Genomic DNA, 17,688 nt, shown 5'->3' on the forward strand with positions numbered 1-17,688 from the left:
CGGCTGATTATTTGAGTTGCGGATTCCACTGGGTGATAGCGGGATCTTGAAGGCTGGCAACATTCTTGTCACCGAGTTCGCGTGCGTCGGGTCCAATAGTCACGAGGTACCCTGCTCCCGCCGCGCGCGCAGCCTGCGCGCCCATCGCGGAATCCTCAAACACAACACAGTTTTCAAGCGCTGCGCCGCATCGGCGGGCGGCCTCAAGATACAGGTCGGGGGCGGGTTTAGGACTGTCGACTTCATCGGCTCCGAGCATGGTGGTGAATAGGTCCGTCCAGCCTACAGCTGTGGTTACTTCGCGCACTATCTGACCCGGTGAGTTAGACGAGATTGCGCGCGGAACTGTTAGCCGCCGAACTAGCGCGTCGGCTCCGGGGGTAGGAATCACTTCCGTTAGGTTCGCGCGCAGTAGCTCGAGCATGCGCTGCGCCGTTGTTTGTGGATCCGCGGTGGGGAAGTCGCTGCGGTAAACGGTGACGACGTCTTCGACCGTGCCGCCCAGCGGGATTTCTCGCTCCAATTTCTTGCCGGCCTCTGCCCAGAGGGATTGAGCCGCTTTGTCCCACGCGATTTCTGAGTCCGTGAGGGTGTTGTCCATGTCGAATAAAACAGCGCTGACGTGTGCAGGTATCTCCTTCATTGAATAAATTTTACCGTATTGAACGATTATGATCAGAGGTATGGGACGTGGACCAACTCAGCGAACTAACAAAACAGAATCTACGAATCAGCAGGCCCAAAATGTTAAGAGCGTGGATAGTGCAAAATGCGTGTTTAGTGAAAATGACGTGCGTGAGGGTGCTTCCGTTTTAGTACTGGGCACAGTGTTTCGTGACATTACGCTAACCGGTTTGAACCGTCTGCCCGTTGAGGGCGAGGAGATCTATGCGAATGCGATTGGTTACAGCTGGGGTGGGATCGCCACGATGGCGCGCGTGTCTGCGCGTCTGCGTCGCCGGACGTTTCTGTGCGCGCCTGTTGGAGATGATGAGGTAGGCGCAAAACTGCTTGCCGACATGCAGGCAGAAAACGTTGACTGTAGTTTGTGTGAACCAGCTAAAGGCTGGTCGATTCCCACTACTGTGGCCCTGTCTGTGGCACAGGACCGGGCGATGGTAACAGTGGAGGAACCACCCGTACACCCAATTGGTTTTGCCCCCATCACCGCACAAGCTGCGGGTGAGCACGCGATTGACCACGCGATTATCGACATGCAGACGCAAGTACCCGCGTGGCTAGCGCAGCAACGGGAGAGTGGGGGTGCGCAGCGTGGGCTGCGGGTTTATGGTTCGTGCGGTTATGACTCATCGCAACGCTGGGATCCGCAGGACTTACCGGCGTTACCAAACACGGACGTGTGGATGCTTAACGAGCTGGAAGCGCAAAAATATGGGGCGGTAACCGATCCGGAGGAGACCGCGCGGAAACTCACTCGTTATGTGCCGGTAATAGTGGTGACACTGGGCGCTGAGGGGATGCTCGCATTTGATAGTCGCACCGGCGAGTATGCGCGGGTGCCCGCTTTTCCCGTGAAGGTAGCGAACTTTACGGGGGCGGGTGATTCTACGCTTGCTGCTTTTAGTTATTTCGACCAGTTCGACGTTCCGTTGCAGCAAAAACTGTTGGGGTGCGCGTACCTCGTGAGCGAAATTCTAAAACACCCCCAGGGGGCGGCGAACCCACCGGACATTAACGAGCTACGCAAAACTGCTAATAAATACTCCGATCTTCAGGTAAAGGAACTAATTGCGAAGCTCCTGTGAAGAACAATCGCATACTCAATACTGCGGTCTATCTAGCGGATAGGCCCATCTGCGTGGGATCACTCAGAAAGTAATCTCGTTCGGTCACATATGTTCATGTTTTGCTCGATAGTGGTGCGTTTCACTTTAAGGTTCACGTTTAATGGAATGTGTGCTTTCTCTCGATTGTGACATAACCACGAAGTGGACAAATCTGCAGGGGAAATGTGACCACAACAATTGTTGACACTAGTATTGAAGGGCACCTTCTACAGGGGAAGGTGCCCTTCGGCAATTATCCGACAGTGTAGAAAGATTAAATATGAGTAAAGCAAGCCCTAAGGGGGCTGACCAACCCGGTGCCCCCACCCAGGCCGCAAATGCGCCAATTAAAGAATTAACGTTCAGAGGAATCGTGATCGGCGGTGTGATCACACTGATCTTCACGGCCGCGAACGTTTATTTAGGGCTCAAAGTTGGTTTGACGTTCGCTACGTCTATTCCTGCCGCAGTTATTTCCATGGCCGTCCTTAGGGCTTGGAAGGATCACACGATCCAAGAGAACAATATTGTTCAAACCATTGCTTCCGCTGCAGGCACCCTCTCTGCAATCATTTTCGTCCTCCCCGGCCTCGTACTGATCGGCTGGTGGCAAGGATTCCCCTACTGGACAACCGTTGCGGTGTGCGCCGTCGGTGGCTTCCTTGGGGTCCTATATTCCATTCCGCTTCGACGCGCCCTCGTTACGCATTCAGACTTGCCTTACCCTGAGGGGGTAGCGGCTGCAGAGGTCCTCAAGGTTGGTGACACGCACCAAGCGGGGGCAGACAACCGGCATGGCTTAAAGATTATTGGTGCTGGCGCAGGTGCGTCCGCGCTGATGCAACTGTTGTCCGCAATGAAAGTGGCGGCCGGTGAGCTTTCTGGTGCGCTGCGCATCGGCAGCGGGGGCACCCTCGTGGGTGTGTCCCTGTCAATGGCGCTGATGGGCATTGGGCACCTAGTTGGCGTTGCCGTTGCAGTTGCCATGCTGGTAGGTGTTGGAATCGGCTACTTCGTATTTTTGCCTTACTACACTTCAGGTCAAGTTGGTGCTGGCGCGGACATAGCTCAGGTTGCCAGCGACGTGTTCAGCTCCGACGTGCGTTTTATCGGTGCAGGCGTCATGGCGGTAGCAGCTGTGTGGACCCTCATTAAGGTAATGGGCCCAGTGTTTTCTGGCATCAGCGAATCCCTCGCCTCCTCGCGCGCACGGCACGACGGTAAAGTGGTGGGCCGGGAAGAGCAAGACATTCCAATCACCGTGGTAGGTGTGTCAATCCTTGCGCTACTTATTCCAGTGGGCGCACTGATTTTCATGTTCGTGCGCGAAACCCACCTGACGAACGACGCGTTCAAACTTGTTATCCTCTCGGTCGTGTTCGTACTTCTAATCGGCTTGTTCGTAGCCGCAGTGTGCGGGTACATGGCGGGTCTGATTGGGGCATCGAACTCACCAATTTCCGGGGTTGGCATCCTCGTGGTAATTATTGCCGCCCTTCTAGTGAAAGCACTGCATGGTGCGGCGTCGGGCGATGAAGTGTCTGCTCTGGTTGCTTACACACTATTCACCGCGGCCGTCGTATTCGGTGTAGCAACTATTTCTAACGACAACCTGCAGGACCTCAAGACGGGGCAGCTGGTTGGCGCAACTCCTTGGAAACAGCAGGTCGCGTTGATGATCGGCGTTGGGTTCGGTTCTCTGGTGATTCCCCCGGTTCTCGATCTGATGGCGTCTTCGTTCGGTTTCGGTACCAAACCCGGCCAACTTGCCGCCCCGCAGGCTTCCTTGATTTCTTCCCTTGCTAAAGGCGTGTTCGGTGGTTCTCTAGATTGGGGTTTGATCGGTATTGGTGCCGCCGTTGGGGTAGTAGTCATTATTATTGATGAGGTTCTGAGCCGGAACACGCGCTGCTCGCTGCCTCCACTGGCGGTGGGAATGGGAATGTACCTGCCGTCTGCGGTTACAATCATGATTCCCATCGGCGCGTTCGTTGGGTATTTCTACGACAAGTGGGCGAACACCACTAAACGCCCGGGAGTGACGAAACGGTTCGGGGTGCTGCTAGCTACCGGCCTGATCGTCGGAGAGTCTTTGTTCGGAGTTCTGAACGCCGCTATCATCGGTGCAGCTGGGGACGACCAAGCGTTAGCTATCTCCGCGGATGGGTTCGGTGCAGTCTCTGACTTAGCGGGTGTTGTCTTGTTCATTGGTGGCATGTATGCGCTCTACCGGTGGGTGCAGCACGTCTCGGTGAAATCCTCCAAAGAGGTTGCAGCTGAGAAATAAAGTCAGCCCCCAAATTGAGTAAGGATTCAGCCCCGTGTTTTTACACGGGGCTGAAACATGCTGGTGTGAAGTGTATTCTTACAATATTCAGAAAGGCCAAGAGGGGAGGTGTCAGCATTTCCACCTAGTCAACTATCACCAGTGACCCGGCGTATATTTGGAAGGATTACAACAATGAAGTTTACATCTATTATTTCCGCAGCAATTTCGTGCGTACTTGCTGTGATTCTCAGCTTAAGTACAGGCACAGCGCGTGCGTCTGAACTATCGATTCATTCTTCGCCTACGAAAGCGATAAAAATGCGAACCGTGCCTCAGCCTCAACACAAGGTAACGTCGGAGGAATTTGTTCAAGGGTTAAATGAGTTGTTGGAACAAGGCAAGCTTAAACTCATTTCCTCTGAAGAATCCCCATCCGAAACCTCGAAGGTATACGGAGTAGTTGACCCTAGTAGCAACAAGGTATTCATGAGGTTCATCACCTGTATTCCCAAGCATAAAGATAGAATCTGGGGCGCAATGTGGGGATGGGAACCTGCACTTACCTTCAACCAAACTGATCAGGAAGCAATTGCAACTGGTGGCGCTGCAGCAGTAACGGCGATGGCGGCGGCAACAGCGGCTGCATTGTCGGAAACGGTTGTAGGCAGTGTCCTTTCAGCTGGTGTAATTGCCTTCGTAGGCGGTGCCGCGACAGTTTACGTTAATAAGTACGGTCATTGCCCTGCATCTCGCCCCACACTCTGGGTAGGTACTGTAACGAATAGCGTGGCCTGCCGATGAAGAATCGTGGGGTTACAATTATAGTTATTGCGCTTTATGGACTTTTTGCTGGATTATCAACTGCTGGGGTGGTTTACATGGGCGCGTGGTTGTTCCCCGGCCACCAACTAGTTTCGACGGTGGTATGGGTACTCTTTCTTTGTATTATCCCCGCCGCTGTACGTTACTCAGCCCATAAATAATACTGGCTAGCGATCTTGGGTCCCCTGTGTTTCAGCCCCGTGTTTTTACACGGGGCTGAAACACGCGGCAGAAATCATTTCACATACTTATCGATTTCTTCCCGGAGCCGATTCTTAATCCCCTGCGGCGCCCAAGAAACCTCAATCGCGTTCTTCGCTAGCCGGGTGAGCATCGCCTCGTCAACCTCATCACTATCTTCAGCGACGCGTTCAAAACACTCCCCGATGTAACCACCGAAGTACGCGGGGTCGTCAGAGTTCACTGTTATGAGCACACCTTGCTTATCTAGCTCAACCAGCAGTTCTACCTTCGACGTGTCAGACACCCACGTGTTCGAAATCGGGCACGACGTCAAACCAATCCGGTGCTTCACCACGTACTGCACGAGCTCCGGGTTCTCCACAATGTTAGTGCCGTGGTCAATGCGGTCCACCCGAATGTCTTCTAGCACCTGGCGAATATGCTCAATCGACCCGGGAATGTCCACGTCACAGTGCATGGTCAACAGGTATCCTTCTGCGCGGGCTCGTTCGAACACTTGCGTGAACTTCTCCGGTGGGTTCCCGTTTTCATCCGAATCCAAGCCCACACCCACGATCCATTCTTTGTACGGGAGGGATTCCAGCAGCGTAGCCATCGCGAACTCAGCTTGGAAATCACGTAGGAAACACATGATTAGCTGCGACGACACCCCCAGGTTCTGGTCGGCCTCCAACTGTGCGCGCCGAAGCCCACTGATCACATCGTGAAACGACACGCCCCGCGCAGTGTGTGCTTGAGGGTCAAAAAACACCTCAACATAACGCACATTCTGCTTCGCAGCCCGACGGAAGTACTCAATCGCCAGCTCGTAAAAATCCTCACTGGTCTGCAGCACATTCATGCCTTCGTAATAGGCCTCCAAGAACGATGGGAGGTCCGTGAAAGAATACGAATCCCGCACCTCCTGCTCCGTCTTGTGCTTCAGTTCAATCCCGTTTCGCTTAGCAAGCTTAAACTTCAAATCTGGCTCCAGCGTGCCCTCAATATGAAGATGCAGCTCAACCTTCGGAAGCCCCGCAATAAATTCTTTCAACGCCATAACACATGCCTTTCTTCTTAAATATTCCTGAGGGAGGAACAACCCCGGGAGAGGAAACGACGCCTCAAAACTCGTCTAAACCACCGGGTCAGTAACCACGAAATTAACGCAGTCAATGAGCCCTAAATCCGTCATCGCCCAATCGGGGATCGCGGTTATAGATAGGAAAAACAGTTGAATGAACGGAAAATCGTGATGGACGTGGTTCCTGTGCGCGGACCTTGCAGTGAGGTGAGGCCCAGGAGGGGGTAGGCAAGTGCGTTGCCCACGATGATTGCGATTAGTGCTTGAAAAAATGAGAGCTGGAAAACTACTACTAGCATCGCCCCGTAGGTCAGGGTGAAGATGTTAGTGGTGGTTCCAGCCCACACGAAAAATAACCCAGAGGGTTTTCCATATCGATTTTGGTTAGGGATCTGATCAATCCCCGTTTTTTCAACGTAGCCCGACAAGTTGTCTCCTTGAAAAACTAAGGTGCCCAGCATCACCTGGGTTGAGGCACCTTCAACGTTACCGCCCTAAAACGGAAACAACCAAAACGCGCTACCAAAGGCTAGGTTTACGGCCTTATGTCATTGGATGGAAAGCTGTTAGTAGAACACTGGGAACGTTGCTAACTAGTAGAAGCCTGCTAGCTAGAATTAACGCGTCTGCTTGTAGGAGAAGCAAGTCTGTTTGGAGGAGACGCAGAACCTGAATCAAACTAAGTACGCAAATCACTTAGATTTACGCCAGAATGTTTTACACCCCTGCTTGTCTTGCATGTTGAACTCAATGAGGCGTGCGAGCAGGTCGAAATCGAACGGTTTCGCCCACGGTTGGCGCACAAACATTTTCCCGTGGTCAACCCCTCGGGCTTCGAACTCGTCCGCAAAATGTAGAATCCCCGCGCGCTCAGGGGCAATCGCCATATGTTTCTTAGCGGCCGAAAACCCCACGATAAACGTGCCATCCATCGTGAACATGGGTTGGCTCCACGCGATCCGCATCTGCAACGTGGGGTAGTTGTCCCCAACCCACTGCAGGACTTCCACCATGCGGGCACGATGATCCTCATGATCAATAGTGGCTAAAAACTCTTCTAACGTTTTCAATGCTGGCATGGAAAGATTATACGCACGCCCTAAGCGAAACGGCGCGCATCCCACAGGATCCGCTAAGCGTTATCTGTAAAAATGGTTGTCATGAGTGGAAATATTAGTGTTAAAGGCCCTGCAGCGGGGCTCCTGCCTCAGCTGCCAACCGGCACGGAAGTGGCGTCATACCGCACCTACCCGCAAGCCCAGGCCGCAGTCGACAAAATCTCTGACATGGACATAGACGTCCGTGGCGTCACCATCGTAGGTACGGACCTGCGGCAAGTGGAACGCGTAACCGGCAGACTCACCATCTGGAAAGTGCTCGGCCGGGCCGCCCTGTCGGGAATCTGGATGGGCCTGCTGTTTTCCCTGCTTATCTACCTGTGGATGCCGAACCGCACCCCACTGATACTCGTTGCTGGCATTGCGCTGGGCGTGATCTTCTACACCGCCATGTCGGTAATTCCCTACCTGCTCTCAAAAGGGAAACGGGATTTCACGTCCGTAACCCAAATCGTTGCGGGCCGCTACATGCTGCTCGCCACCATTGAGGCCGGGCGGATCCGCGAAATACTGGCGGACTCACCCGGAAACCTCACGCGCGAACCAGAACCGGAACCTGCCACGCAAACTGGGCCAACCGCGTTCGGATCCAGGCCCGACGAACAACCCCGCTACGGCGTGCGGCTGAGCGATGCCCAAAAAGCCGCGGCCTCGCAGCAAGCGGGGGAGCAAGCAGGGGAGCAAGCGAACTCGCAGCAAGCAGGGCAGCAACCAGGGCAGCAACCAGGGCAGCAAGCAGGGCAGCAACCAGGGTCGCCCGCACCACAGCAGCACCACCCCAGGCACGCAAAACCCGCGGACGAGTCCGAACCACCAACCCAGCCGGGCACCGACTCCGCCTCTACGCCCGCGGAGCCAGCAGAACCCACAGAGCCCGCGCCTGAACGTGAGCACACCGACGAGTAACCTCGGACGCGCTCTACCCGCAGCACACCGCGTTAACTCGTCGGCTGAGCTTTGTGGAACATACAAACCGAAGGGCGTTCCGGTGAGAAATGGGCGTCCAGGTTCGCAGCTCGGCCGGTGAGGGGCCTGCACTTGGTTCGCAGCCCGGCCGGTTAATGCGCCCGTACTTGGTTAGTGGCCCTGAACCTGCTTAGCGGCTCTGCACCTGAGCGATCCACCGCTCCACATCCGCAACCGTTCGGGGAATATTCTCCGAGATTCGGCGCACAGACCCATCCTCATTAACCAAAATGTCGTCTTCAATGCGCACCCCGATCCCACGGAACTCCTCAGGCACTAAAAGGTCATCGGCACGGAAATAAAGCCCCGGCTCAATCGTGAAGCACATTCCGGGCTTCAACTGCGCATCCAAATACATTTCCCGCCGGGCCTGTGCGCAATCATGCACATCCAACCCCAAGTGGTGCGACGTGCCGTGTGGCATCCACCGGCGGTGCTGCTGCCCAGAAATCGACAGGGACTCCTCAGCCGACACGGGCAATACCCCCCAGTTCTCCAAATGATTCGCCAGAACTTCCATCGCGGCCGTGTGAATATCACGGAACCGACAACCCGGTTCCTGCGCCCGTGCTAAAGCCGCCTCACACGCTTCTAAAACTGCCTCATAAATCTGCCGCTGCGGCGCCGTGAAAGTCCCATCCACCGGTAACGTGCGGGTAATGTCCGCGGTGTAAAGCGAATCCAACTCCACTCCAGCATCCACCAACACCAGATCACCACTGCGAACCGGCCCATCATTATCAATCCAATGCAACGTATTCGCATGGTTCCCAGCCGCTGCAATCGTGTCGTACCCCAGGCCATTACCTTCCTCGCGGGCACGAGCCCCAAACGCGCCCTCCAACACGCGTTCCCCACGCCGATGCTCGGCCGCGCGGGGCAGTGAGCGGATAATCTCCTCAAACCCCTCCTTCGTCACCTGCACGGCACGCTCCATCTCCCGCACCTCAAACGCGTCCTTAATAAGACGGATTTCCGACAGGTGCTCCAACAACTCATCGTCAATCTTCTGCGCGTCCGCACCGTGCGGCAAACCAGCCTGCTGCCGCACCTCATTAACCAGCTGAGTCACATTCGCATCCGCCTGCGCAACCACCCGCACCGGAACCTGCCCCGCGTCCTTCGCGATCCCATCGCGCAACGTGTCAATATGAGCGCACCGCAGCCCCGTCATCTGCTCCATCTCTTGCAGTGACGGTCGCGCGCCCACCCAGAACTCGCCGTAACGAGGATCCGCGTAAAACTCCTCCGACGACCTTGCCGCCCGAGGTTTAAAATACAACACCGCCTCATGGCCCCCGTCAGTTGGGTGCAGCACCAACACGGAATCGGGTTCCAACTCGCCCTCAAGCCCCGTCAAATGAGCGAACGCAGAATGCGCGCGGAACCGGTAGTCACAATCATTGTTCCGCACCTTCAAACCACCCGCTGGGATCACTAGGCGCTCACCCGTGAATGGTTCGCCCGCTTTCTCATGACGAGCCGGTAAATAGTCAGCCACCTCCTGGCGGCCGCGCGGCGCCGGCCGATCTCCCCAACCGGATCCAATAAACTCTCGGAAAGCTTGCGAATCGGGGCGGCGAGACCGATTCTCCCCACGGTTCGCCATGGACTGCTCAACATTTTTCTCTTCACTCATACGGCCCATTGTGTCACCTCCCACGCGGGCCGCGCAGAGTGATGCGCATAGTGGAAAACGTTGGACTAAGACGTTGATACAAAATAAGAGTGTGCGTGAGTGTGTACTCGCCGCGTGAAATGGCACGGTAAAGCGGGAAACTGTGGTCGATGGCCGGTGCTGCGGGTTTCTTATTTGAGGATGTAGCCACTTGATCGTACGAACGACGGTATTGACGGCGGCAAAGCTATAAGCGGCGGTCACGATAGGCAGAAGCCAGCCCTTAGCCCGTGCAGAAGATTCCGCTATTCGTGGGATGATCGATTGGATGAACGTTAGATGTTGGCGCCGCTCCTCTTCTGAAGGTCGGTTTACAACAGAGGTGACTGCTCTTAGCTTGGCTAGAGTTTCGTCTAGCTCTTCTGGTGATGAATCAGTGCCTTCTGGCTAAAAGTCTGGGATTCTGTCATCTTTCCAGCGTAGAACGACGTGCACATGTACATGCGGTACTGTTGGGTTTGCTGTGGGCTTGGTTGACAGTTTTCCTGTTTGTTTTTAGGACGCGTGTGGTGCGGTTGGTTTCATGATTGTCTCATATTCGATGGGTGTTAATTTTCCGAGAGCTCTTTGACGGCGCTCGCGGTGGTATGCCCGCTCGATCCAGTGGGTGATCGCTACAGATAGCTCGCTCCGACTATCCCAGACTGTCCGATCTAGAACACTCTTTTGTAACAGAGAGAAAAATGACTCCATCGCAGCGTTATCCCCGCACGCCCCGACCCTACCCATGGAGCCTTTGGCCTCACATACAGCTTCCCGCCACGCGTCCAATGCTCGGTAATATCCGTAACCCACGCAATGTTAGGCGTATCTGCATGGAAGTGACGTTGAAGCAGATCCTCACCAACTGACGCCCCAGCCCGAACACTACATCCCTTCCGGCTAGCAATAACCGAGATAACACCAAGACCGTGACACAAGCGCCACACGCGCTGCCCCGAAACAAGGAAGACACACTCTACAAGCTCATCAGCAATAAACCGATACCCAAACTCAGGAGCAGCCTCATGAATCTCACGAATAGCCGACATATCTCAGCTTCCTCGCGCTCTCGAGCGCTGAGGCGATTCTTTGTCTACCGATAGAAAGCCTGACGAGAAAAACCTAACACCAGAGTCGCGACCTGGAGGGGTGCCCTCCCCTGAGCGATTAGTGCTTCCACGGTCGGGTAGATAATCTTGGGCGAATCACAGCTCCTGAGAAAGATAAGCCGCCGCAGCTGGCAATACCTCATTTTACATTTCCAGCTCACGAATCCGCTTCAACGCTGCCCGCATCTGTTTAACGGTCTCTGGATCGCTTGACGGGTTTATTCCGTGAGATACCAGACGCGCATCCATGACCCATTTTTGAAGCCAGGAACGCAAGACCCCCAGATCGGCACACACCTGGCGCCTACCCATCCCCGATTCCACCAGTGCCACAGCATCTGCTTTGAACTGATCACTATAACCCTTCGGCATGACCAGCATCCTCCCTTGCCCACCCAGTGAAGCAAACTCCATGGCAACCAAACCATCAGCAGACCCACCACATCCGGGGGCCAATACGCCCGATGAGGCACTGCCAGGCCCGGGTGGTCTCTCCTTTGGCCACGTACCACCCCAAGAAGTGAGTCTTCATACACGCGATTAAGACCACGAGAGTGTGGAAAAGGTAGATCTCATCAACGAAGACCGCATGATGAACCTCATCAACGAGTGAAAAAACGGGCCACAGATGACAAAACGGTTCGTTATGTCGACGTAGTGTGCGTGCTTGAGATCCATGGTCACGCAACGTATGCCGGCCCGCAGTCTTTCTATGCTTCATCATCACCCGGCCACAAATCTTGGATCGAGGATTCCCCATCCCTTCATTCAAACCGACTTCAAACCTGATTTTTCCTTATTCCCAAGCCGACAACCCGGCCTAAAAACAACACGAAATGGCCAACCAAAAACTCGATTCAATCCCAGTCCAACAACAACTTTCCCGCACCAGCACAACGAAAAAGTCCCAAAAAACCAACACGAAATGGCCTTAAACCGGAGATGGGTTGGGAGAACAACTAAATGTTCTCCCAACCCATCGGAAAATGTAACTACTTATCTATAGTAAATAGTCATTTAGCTTCCCTATCTGACTCAGGACGCAACTTCTGAATCATCATTACGAGACTACCAAGGATAAGGGCTGGAATCGTGATAGATAGAACCGACTTTATTTCGAAAAATAGAGACGTTAGCACAGTAATAATGGTGATAACTACTAAAAACGCAACGAAACCCATCAGCAGTTCCCGCCAAGATATGTGATTTAACCGATCCACCAGTCCCACGCTTCCTTTCCTGCGCAACCTACTGCATATACTCCCAGCCAAGCTGCGAAGCCAGCTGGCGTGGACTTGATGATTTGCTTAAGGACAACGCTACCAGCCTTCTTCTTAATCTCTTTCTTTGCATACTTTTGTAAAAGGTCAGCTACCTTATTCCAAGCTTTTTCTTGAATGTATTTACCGAGCAGGTTGTAATCTATTTGGAATGGTGAAAAGCCCAGCACTCCGGTCACAACACACTTTCCAAAAGAACTCCAACTACGTTCCGTGTAGACACTGGTGTAACGGTTATTCGCTCCCTTATTTAGCGAATCAACAAGCTCTTCGATCAAATCTGCCTCGTTAGAGAATCCCGCAGCAGACAACACGTCATCGTTGCTTCTGAAACTACTTCCATCGTAAATGATGCCATCTCGCATGAGAATAACGAATTTATCAGCAACGTCCTGAGAAAAAGCATCAATCTCAGCCTCAGTAATCGCACTATCGACAACGGCAGTTTGCGACTCAAGTGGCGTAGTCTGAGTTTCTTGAGCATTAGCGACGCCCGCTCTTGAGAAAGCTAGCGCCAGCGAGATTCCAGTGGCGACTATCGTCTTTGTAAAGGCTTTAGCTATCGTTATTCCCCCTTTGATCGTTTCGAGGTCACTCTACCGCACAATTCGATACGTCGTCTACGTATTTTACCCAGACGCAACAAACGTGCTGGCTCATCAGTAGCTATAGACCCTGGGCGCTTGGCTCCATCGGCCCCCGTCAAGCGCGGACTGTCGGGAGTGGCACGGTTTACGCAAGGCGCGCAGGTCGCTTCGGCATCGGCGCGTGTCCCTTCCCGGCTGCGGTGAAACCCCAAGGTTCCCGTCGTGGGGTTCCTTGGGGCTTCTCCTATTTTTCAAGCACTTACATCATTACAGGCTCAGAAGCGGTTTTCCACCGTACGGTTCGGATACCTTTCGGCGCAACGGGTGCAAACGCTAGCCGTAGAGGGCAGTGGCGAGCCTGTCCAACGCCAGGCATGCAACGTGGCGATAGCATGCTTAAGGAACTCATCATCAGTAAGCAGCTTGTCGGATGCGTACATGCCGTGGCGGCGAATCGTCGGCAACACTTCATCGAACACCCAGGCTTCGAACTTCTGCGCTTCTGGGAGCTTCGAGGAGATGATGAGACGATACAAGTCATCTTCAGTGATGAAGGTGGCTTCTTGTTCGCGTCCCATGGCATCGACGATGGGGTAACGTTTTAGCCCCCATCGGCGCGAGCATGATCGCGTATTGCCTTGCTGGGATTGGCGTACCCGAGCGCGGCGGCGACGTTCTTGCCATAGAAATGAATCTGGCCGTCGCCCATGCGCCCTCGAGCACCGGCGAATCCGGACGGGGTACGCGAAAATTGCTCTAGATTTGAGCCGTCTTTGTCTGTTAGAACTGGTGTGAAGCCCCGGTGGAGCGCTGCTTGCCAGAGTGATCTGGTAGGTATTCTCGCCGGGGCACTGATGTTTCCAAAACAACGAGACAAGGTAGGGGCATGGCTGACAGCAACTGGGTTGAAACGTGGTTGTCCACTGCGCGTTGGCATTCCTACCTTGCAGCCTGCTCTCACAATGACCAGTTGGCTCTTCGATCCAGATTCACCTGTCTATACTGAACTGTGGCGTACCCGACGAGGTAAGCGAATAGACTTGAATGCCCGTAATCGCGCTAGCATTCGCGAGGCAATGGCTCATACTCACAATAAACATCCATCTGCCGGGCAAGTCATCGCAGAACTACCTTTCCGGTCTTGGCGATATCTTACTGACGCGGCTCACGAGAAAACCCTGTGGGTCACCTATCTCAATCGAGCATTCCCAAAAGGCACCGACCGTAGACATATTGAACGATCCTTGGCAATAGTAAATAAGGTCCGTAACCGTGCTTCGCACCATGAACCGTTGTTTACACCCCAACGGTTTTCACCCAGACGCGGATGCACATAGGCGAGCCGCCTACCTGAGGGCAGCTGGATGAAGAGAATCCCAGACTCGACACCGAACCGCGGGTTCCGTAGTCGAATCGGCTGGCGAGACGTGATGGCAGCGATGGCTGCTTCCTCGACATCTGCCCTCAGCCCAACAATGTGCGCGTTAGCGACCCGCCACGCGTCCACGATCGGCTTCAACGAGGCCGCCTTGCCCATCCTTCGGAACCTAAAAATCGCAGCTATAAAGCCGAAAGCGGTAGTGTGGGGCCATGATGATCGACCTCCATGCGCACACGAACATTTCGGACGGCACCGACACGCCCACGCAACTAATGGAACGTGCGCACGCAGCCGGTCTAGACGTCGTTGCCCTAACCGACCACGACACCACCCGCGGGTGGGACGAAGCCGCGAAGCAGGTTCAAACCAGTGGCGTCACCTTAGTGCGCGGCATGGAAATCTCCTGTTCCTTCCCAGTGCCGCAACTACGCAGGCCCATCAGCGTCCACCTGCTTTCCTACCTGCACGACCCCACCGATGAGGCCCTGGCAAACACGTGCGAGCACACCATTACCTCCCGGCAAACCCGCACCCAAACCATGGTGAGGCGCCTCGAAAAAGACTTCCCCATAACCTACGCGGACGTGCTCGCCCACGCTCCTAAAGATGGGCCAATCGGCCGGCCCCACATCGCGGACGCGCTCGTTGCCGCAGGCTGTTTCAAGAACCGCTCCGAGGCCTTCACCGCGGCGCTGCATCCCTCAGGAAAATACTACGAACCCATGCGCACCCCCACGGCAACCGAGGCGATCAAACTGGTTTTAAACGCCGGGGGAGTGCCCGTAATCGCCCACCCGTGCGCACGCCTACGCCAAAAAACACTGCCCACCTGGGCATTAGACAAACTGGTGGTAGCCGGACTCAAAGGAATCGAATGCTACCACCGTGACCACACACCCCAAGATGCGCAGCAGCTAGCCGCATACGCTTCCTCCCATGATTTACTCATCACCGGATCATCCGACTATCATGGGAAAGGAAAACCAAATCGCTTGGGTGAGTATCAAACGAGCGAAACGGTGCTCAACAAAATCGTAAAACTCGGACATTTAGGGTTAATAGAAGCATGACCCAGTGGTTTGACACTTTCGTTTTCCTAACGACGTTCACCACCCTCGTGGTGATCATGGATCCGGCTGGTAACCTGCCGATCTTCCTGTCTTTAACGCGCCACTACGACCGGCCCCGCAAAAAACGTGCCTCCATGCAGGCAACCATCACGTCCCTGGTGGTGATCGTGGTTTTCGCGGTTTTTGGCCAGTATATTCTCGCGTTCCTCCGCATTTCCGTTGAGGCACTAAAACTCAGTGGGGGAGTACTACTGTTCATCGTGGCCATGGAACTACTCACCACGAACCAAGAAGACTCCGTGGAATCAGACAGCATTGACTCCAACGTGGCTCTGGTACCACTTGGCACCCCACTGATGGCTGGGCCCGGCACAATTGTGGCCGTCATGGTGGCAGTCAACGAATCCCACGGCTCATTTGGCAAAACCTTCGCTGTGGCCGTGGCGGTACTCGCTGTGCACATAGTTATTTGGCTTTCTTTCCGCTTCTCCGTGTTCCTCGCTGACTTCTTAGGTAATGGCGGCATCATGCTGCTCACCAAAATCGCGGGGCTCTTACTTGCCGCGATCGCCACCCAAATGGTGGCGGACGCAGTGTTCGATTTTATTCGCGAAAACCCAATCAGCTAGCGCGGCCAAGACACTTGTGGGTTTTATACGCATTCGCCGCCGCATTCTTCGCCGGGCTGGTTAGCCTGCTTGGCAAAGCTCGGGTGCGCACCACGCCATCCACCACCGCGCCCGCGAAATCACTGGGCTCGCACTGGTAGTTGCCGGCACCATGCTAATGCTGGTGTGCGCCCTCTAGATCTATTTTGACCGCCGACGTCGCGTGCGTTTACGCGAGCGCGGGGAACGCTTCGCAGGTGCGTCACCACTGTTGCGGCGAGTGCGTTTACGGGGTTTGCGCCGGCGCCGTCCCCGCCCACCGTTTCGACTTTTACCGCGGCCGCGGCCTTCCTTCCCGGACACATCCACGAACTGTTCCGCATCCAGACCCGCCCGGGTGCGTTCGGACCGCGGCAGACGCCCGTTCACATCCGTTGGAATGTTCAGGTCTGTGTAAAGATGCGCTGAGGTGTGGTAGGTCTCCAACGGTTCGGGTACCCCCAGGTTCAGTGCCTTCGAAATCAGGCTCCACCGCGGCACGTCGTCCCAGTCAACGAACGTGATTGCGGTTCCTGAGGCTCCGGCCCGACCCGTGCGTCCAATGCGGTGCAAATACGTGCGTTCATCTTCGGGGCACTGGTAGTTAATAACGTGCGTTACATCGTCCACATCAATCCCGCGGGCCGCCACGTCGGTGGCTACTAGCACGTCAACTTTACCGTGGCGGAACGCGCGCATCGCCTGCTCCCGCGCACCCTGACCCAAATCCCCATGCAGGGGAGCGGCCGCGAAACCACGGGCTGCTAACTCGTCACACACCTGCGCGGCCGTGCGTTTAGTGCGCGTAAAAATAATGGTCAAACCCCGTCCGCGGGCCTGCAGGATCCGGGCCACAACCTCAATCTTATTCATCGCGTGCGTGCGGTAAATAACCTGTTTAACCGTCTTAACGGTTGCCCCCTGATCCGTGGGATCTTGCGCGCGAATATGCGTTGGCTGCACCATGTAGCGGCGGGCGAGTGCCACCACCTCACCGGGCATAGTGGCAGAAAACAGCATGGTGTGCCGCGTGGCTGGGACGCGCGAAAGTAATACCTCCACATCGGGTAAGAATCCAAGGTCTAACATTTCGTCCGCTTCATCGAGCACCACGGTGGACACACCATTGAGCTTCAAAATCCGGCGTTTCAACAGGTCGATCAGCCGGCCCGGGGTGCCCACCACCACGTCCGTACCACGCTTAAGTGCACTGATCTGCGGGTCGAACTTAGCGCCCCCGTAGATTTCCGTCACCCGAATACTTGTGAGCGATGCCGCGTCACGCAAATCGCGCGCCACCTGCTTGCACAGCTCGCGGGTGGGCAAAATAACCAGGGCCTGCGGGTGGCCTGCAAACGGTACGTCCTGGTCGTAATTCTTCGCATCCGGTGGGCACACGTGCGACAGCAACGGCAGCCCAAAACCCAAGGTCTTCCCCGTCCCAGTTTTCGCCTGCCCAATAATGTCGCGCCGCCCAAGCGCAACCGGCAGCGTCAACGCCTGAATTGGGAACGGGTGCGTAATATCCTTGCGGGCCAGGGCCTCACAGAACGGGGTGCTAACCCCGTAGTCCGCGAACGTTTTGCTCTCCAGCTCGGAGTGAGCAACTTCCTCATCAATATCTGGTTTCGCATCCTGCTGAGGTGCCTGAACCTGCACGCCTTCAAGGTTAACTACAGCCGACGAATACGTGGTCGGCTCCATATTTTCTTCACTCATTGTCGA

The 17,688-nt window shown here is 55.0% G+C and carries 15 protein-coding genes and 2 pseudogenes; 6 read left to right on the forward strand and 11 right to left on the reverse strand.

The window, feature by feature from the left end; translation table 11 throughout:
* Positions 1 to 7 precede the first annotated feature (7 nt).
* A complete protein-coding gene (locus tag QS713_RS04320) occupies positions 8 to 643 on the reverse strand; it encodes an HAD family hydrolase (protein ID WP_313272712.1) in 636 nt (211 codons plus the stop codon).
* A gap of 130 nt (positions 644 to 773) precedes the next feature.
* On the opposite strand from QS713_RS04320, the gene QS713_RS04325 reads away from it, so the two are divergent.
* The 3 genes from QS713_RS04325 (at position 774) to QS713_RS04335 (ending at position 4,857) form a co-directional block, all read left to right on the forward strand.
* A complete protein-coding gene (locus QS713_RS04325) occupies positions 774 to 1,766 on the forward strand; it encodes a carbohydrate kinase family protein (protein WP_313272714.1) in 993 nt (330 codons plus the stop codon).
* Positions 1,767 to 2,067: 301 nt separating this feature from the next.
* A complete protein-coding gene (locus tag QS713_RS04330) occupies positions 2,068 to 4,074 on the forward strand; it encodes an OPT family oligopeptide transporter (RefSeq protein ID WP_313272716.1) in 2,007 nt (668 codons plus the stop codon).
* Positions 4,075 to 4,248: 174 nt separating this feature from the next.
* Positions 4,249 to 4,857, forward strand: coding sequence for a hypothetical protein (locus QS713_RS04335; RefSeq protein WP_313272718.1), 609 nt, complete (start codon positions 4,249 to 4,251; stop codon positions 4,855 to 4,857).
* Positions 4,858 to 5,113: 256 nt separating this feature from the next.
* Here the strand turns inward: QS713_RS04335 and add are convergent, their stop codons facing one another.
* From add to QS713_RS04350, 4 genes are all read right to left on the reverse strand, one after another.
* Positions 5,114 to 6,121 (reverse strand): adenosine deaminase, encoded by a 1,008-nt coding sequence (gene add / locus QS713_RS04340; protein WP_313272719.1) that lies wholly within the window; start codon positions 6,119 to 6,121, stop codon positions 5,114 to 5,116.
* 75 nt (positions 6,122 to 6,196) lie between these two features.
* Positions 6,197 to 6,301, reverse strand: coding sequence for a hypothetical protein (locus tag QS713_RS09140; protein WP_376779568.1), 105 nt, complete (start codon positions 6,299 to 6,301; stop codon positions 6,197 to 6,199).
* Positions 6,277 to 6,606, reverse strand: a complete 330-nt coding sequence (locus tag QS713_RS04345) for a cytosine permease (protein ID WP_313273759.1) — start codon at positions 6,604 to 6,606, stop codon at positions 6,277 to 6,279. The genes QS713_RS09140 and QS713_RS04345 overlap by 25 nt, the downstream gene beginning before the upstream one ends.
* A gap of 231 nt (positions 6,607 to 6,837) precedes the next feature.
* A complete protein-coding gene (locus QS713_RS04350) occupies positions 6,838 to 7,224 on the reverse strand; it encodes an iron chaperone (RefSeq protein ID WP_313272721.1) in 387 nt (128 codons plus the stop codon).
* Positions 7,225 to 7,305: 81 nt separating this feature from the next.
* On the opposite strand from QS713_RS04350, the gene QS713_RS04355 reads away from it, so the two are divergent.
* Positions 7,306 to 8,169: a general stress protein gene (locus QS713_RS04355; RefSeq protein WP_313272723.1), complete on the forward strand. Its 864-nt coding sequence runs from the start codon at positions 7,306 to 7,308 to the stop codon at positions 8,167 to 8,169.
* 190 nt (positions 8,170 to 8,359) lie between these two features.
* Here QS713_RS04355 and QS713_RS04360 read toward each other — a convergent pair whose 3' ends face one another.
* From QS713_RS04360 to QS713_RS09160, 5 genes and pseudogenes are all read right to left on the reverse strand, one after another.
* Entirely contained in the window at positions 8,360 to 9,868 is a 1,509-nt protein-coding gene (locus QS713_RS04360; RefSeq protein WP_313273761.1) for an aminopeptidase P family protein, read from the reverse strand.
* A gap of 534 nt (positions 9,869 to 10,402) precedes the next feature.
* Positions 10,403 to 11,370 (reverse strand): annotated as a pseudogene (locus QS713_RS09190) (integrase core domain-containing protein).
* A 58-nt stretch (positions 11,371 to 11,428) separates the two neighbouring features.
* Positions 11,429 to 11,698 (reverse strand): annotated as a pseudogene (locus QS713_RS04370) (IS256-like element ISAod1 family transposase); the annotation flags it as partial.
* A gap of 507 nt (positions 11,699 to 12,205) precedes the next feature.
* Positions 12,206 to 12,592 carry a hypothetical protein gene (locus QS713_RS04375; RefSeq protein ID WP_313272725.1) on the reverse strand — a complete coding sequence of 129 codons (387 nt, stop codon included), beginning with the start codon at positions 12,590 to 12,592 and terminating at the stop codon, positions 12,206 to 12,208.
* A 548-nt stretch (positions 12,593 to 13,140) separates the two neighbouring features.
* Positions 13,141 to 13,443: a BRO-N domain-containing protein gene (locus tag QS713_RS09160; RefSeq protein WP_376779552.1), complete on the reverse strand. Its 303-nt coding sequence runs from the start codon at positions 13,441 to 13,443 to the stop codon at positions 13,141 to 13,143.
* 1,012 nt (positions 13,444 to 14,455) lie between these two features.
* On the opposite strand from QS713_RS09160, the gene QS713_RS04385 reads away from it, so the two are divergent.
* Positions 14,456 to 15,316 (forward strand): PHP domain-containing protein, encoded by an 861-nt coding sequence (locus QS713_RS04385; RefSeq protein WP_313272726.1) that lies wholly within the window; start codon positions 14,456 to 14,458, stop codon positions 15,314 to 15,316.
* A complete protein-coding gene (locus tag QS713_RS04390) occupies positions 15,313 to 15,945 on the forward strand; it encodes a MarC family protein (RefSeq protein WP_313272728.1) in 633 nt (210 codons plus the stop codon). Before QS713_RS04385 ends, QS713_RS04390 begins: the two co-directional genes overlap by 4 nt.
* A 180-nt stretch (positions 15,946 to 16,125) precedes the next feature.
* Here QS713_RS04390 and QS713_RS04395 read toward each other — a convergent pair whose 3' ends face one another.
* Positions 16,126 to 17,682 (reverse strand): DEAD/DEAH box helicase, encoded by a 1,557-nt coding sequence (locus tag QS713_RS04395; RefSeq protein ID WP_313272730.1) that lies wholly within the window; start codon positions 17,680 to 17,682, stop codon positions 16,126 to 16,128.
* Positions 17,683 to 17,688: the final 6 nt, after the last annotated feature.

The sequence above is a fragment of the Gleimia hominis genome (assembly GCF_032085515.1).
In the GTDB taxonomy this organism is placed as follows: Bacteria; Actinomycetota; Actinomycetes; order Actinomycetales; family Actinomycetaceae; genus Gleimia; species Gleimia hominis.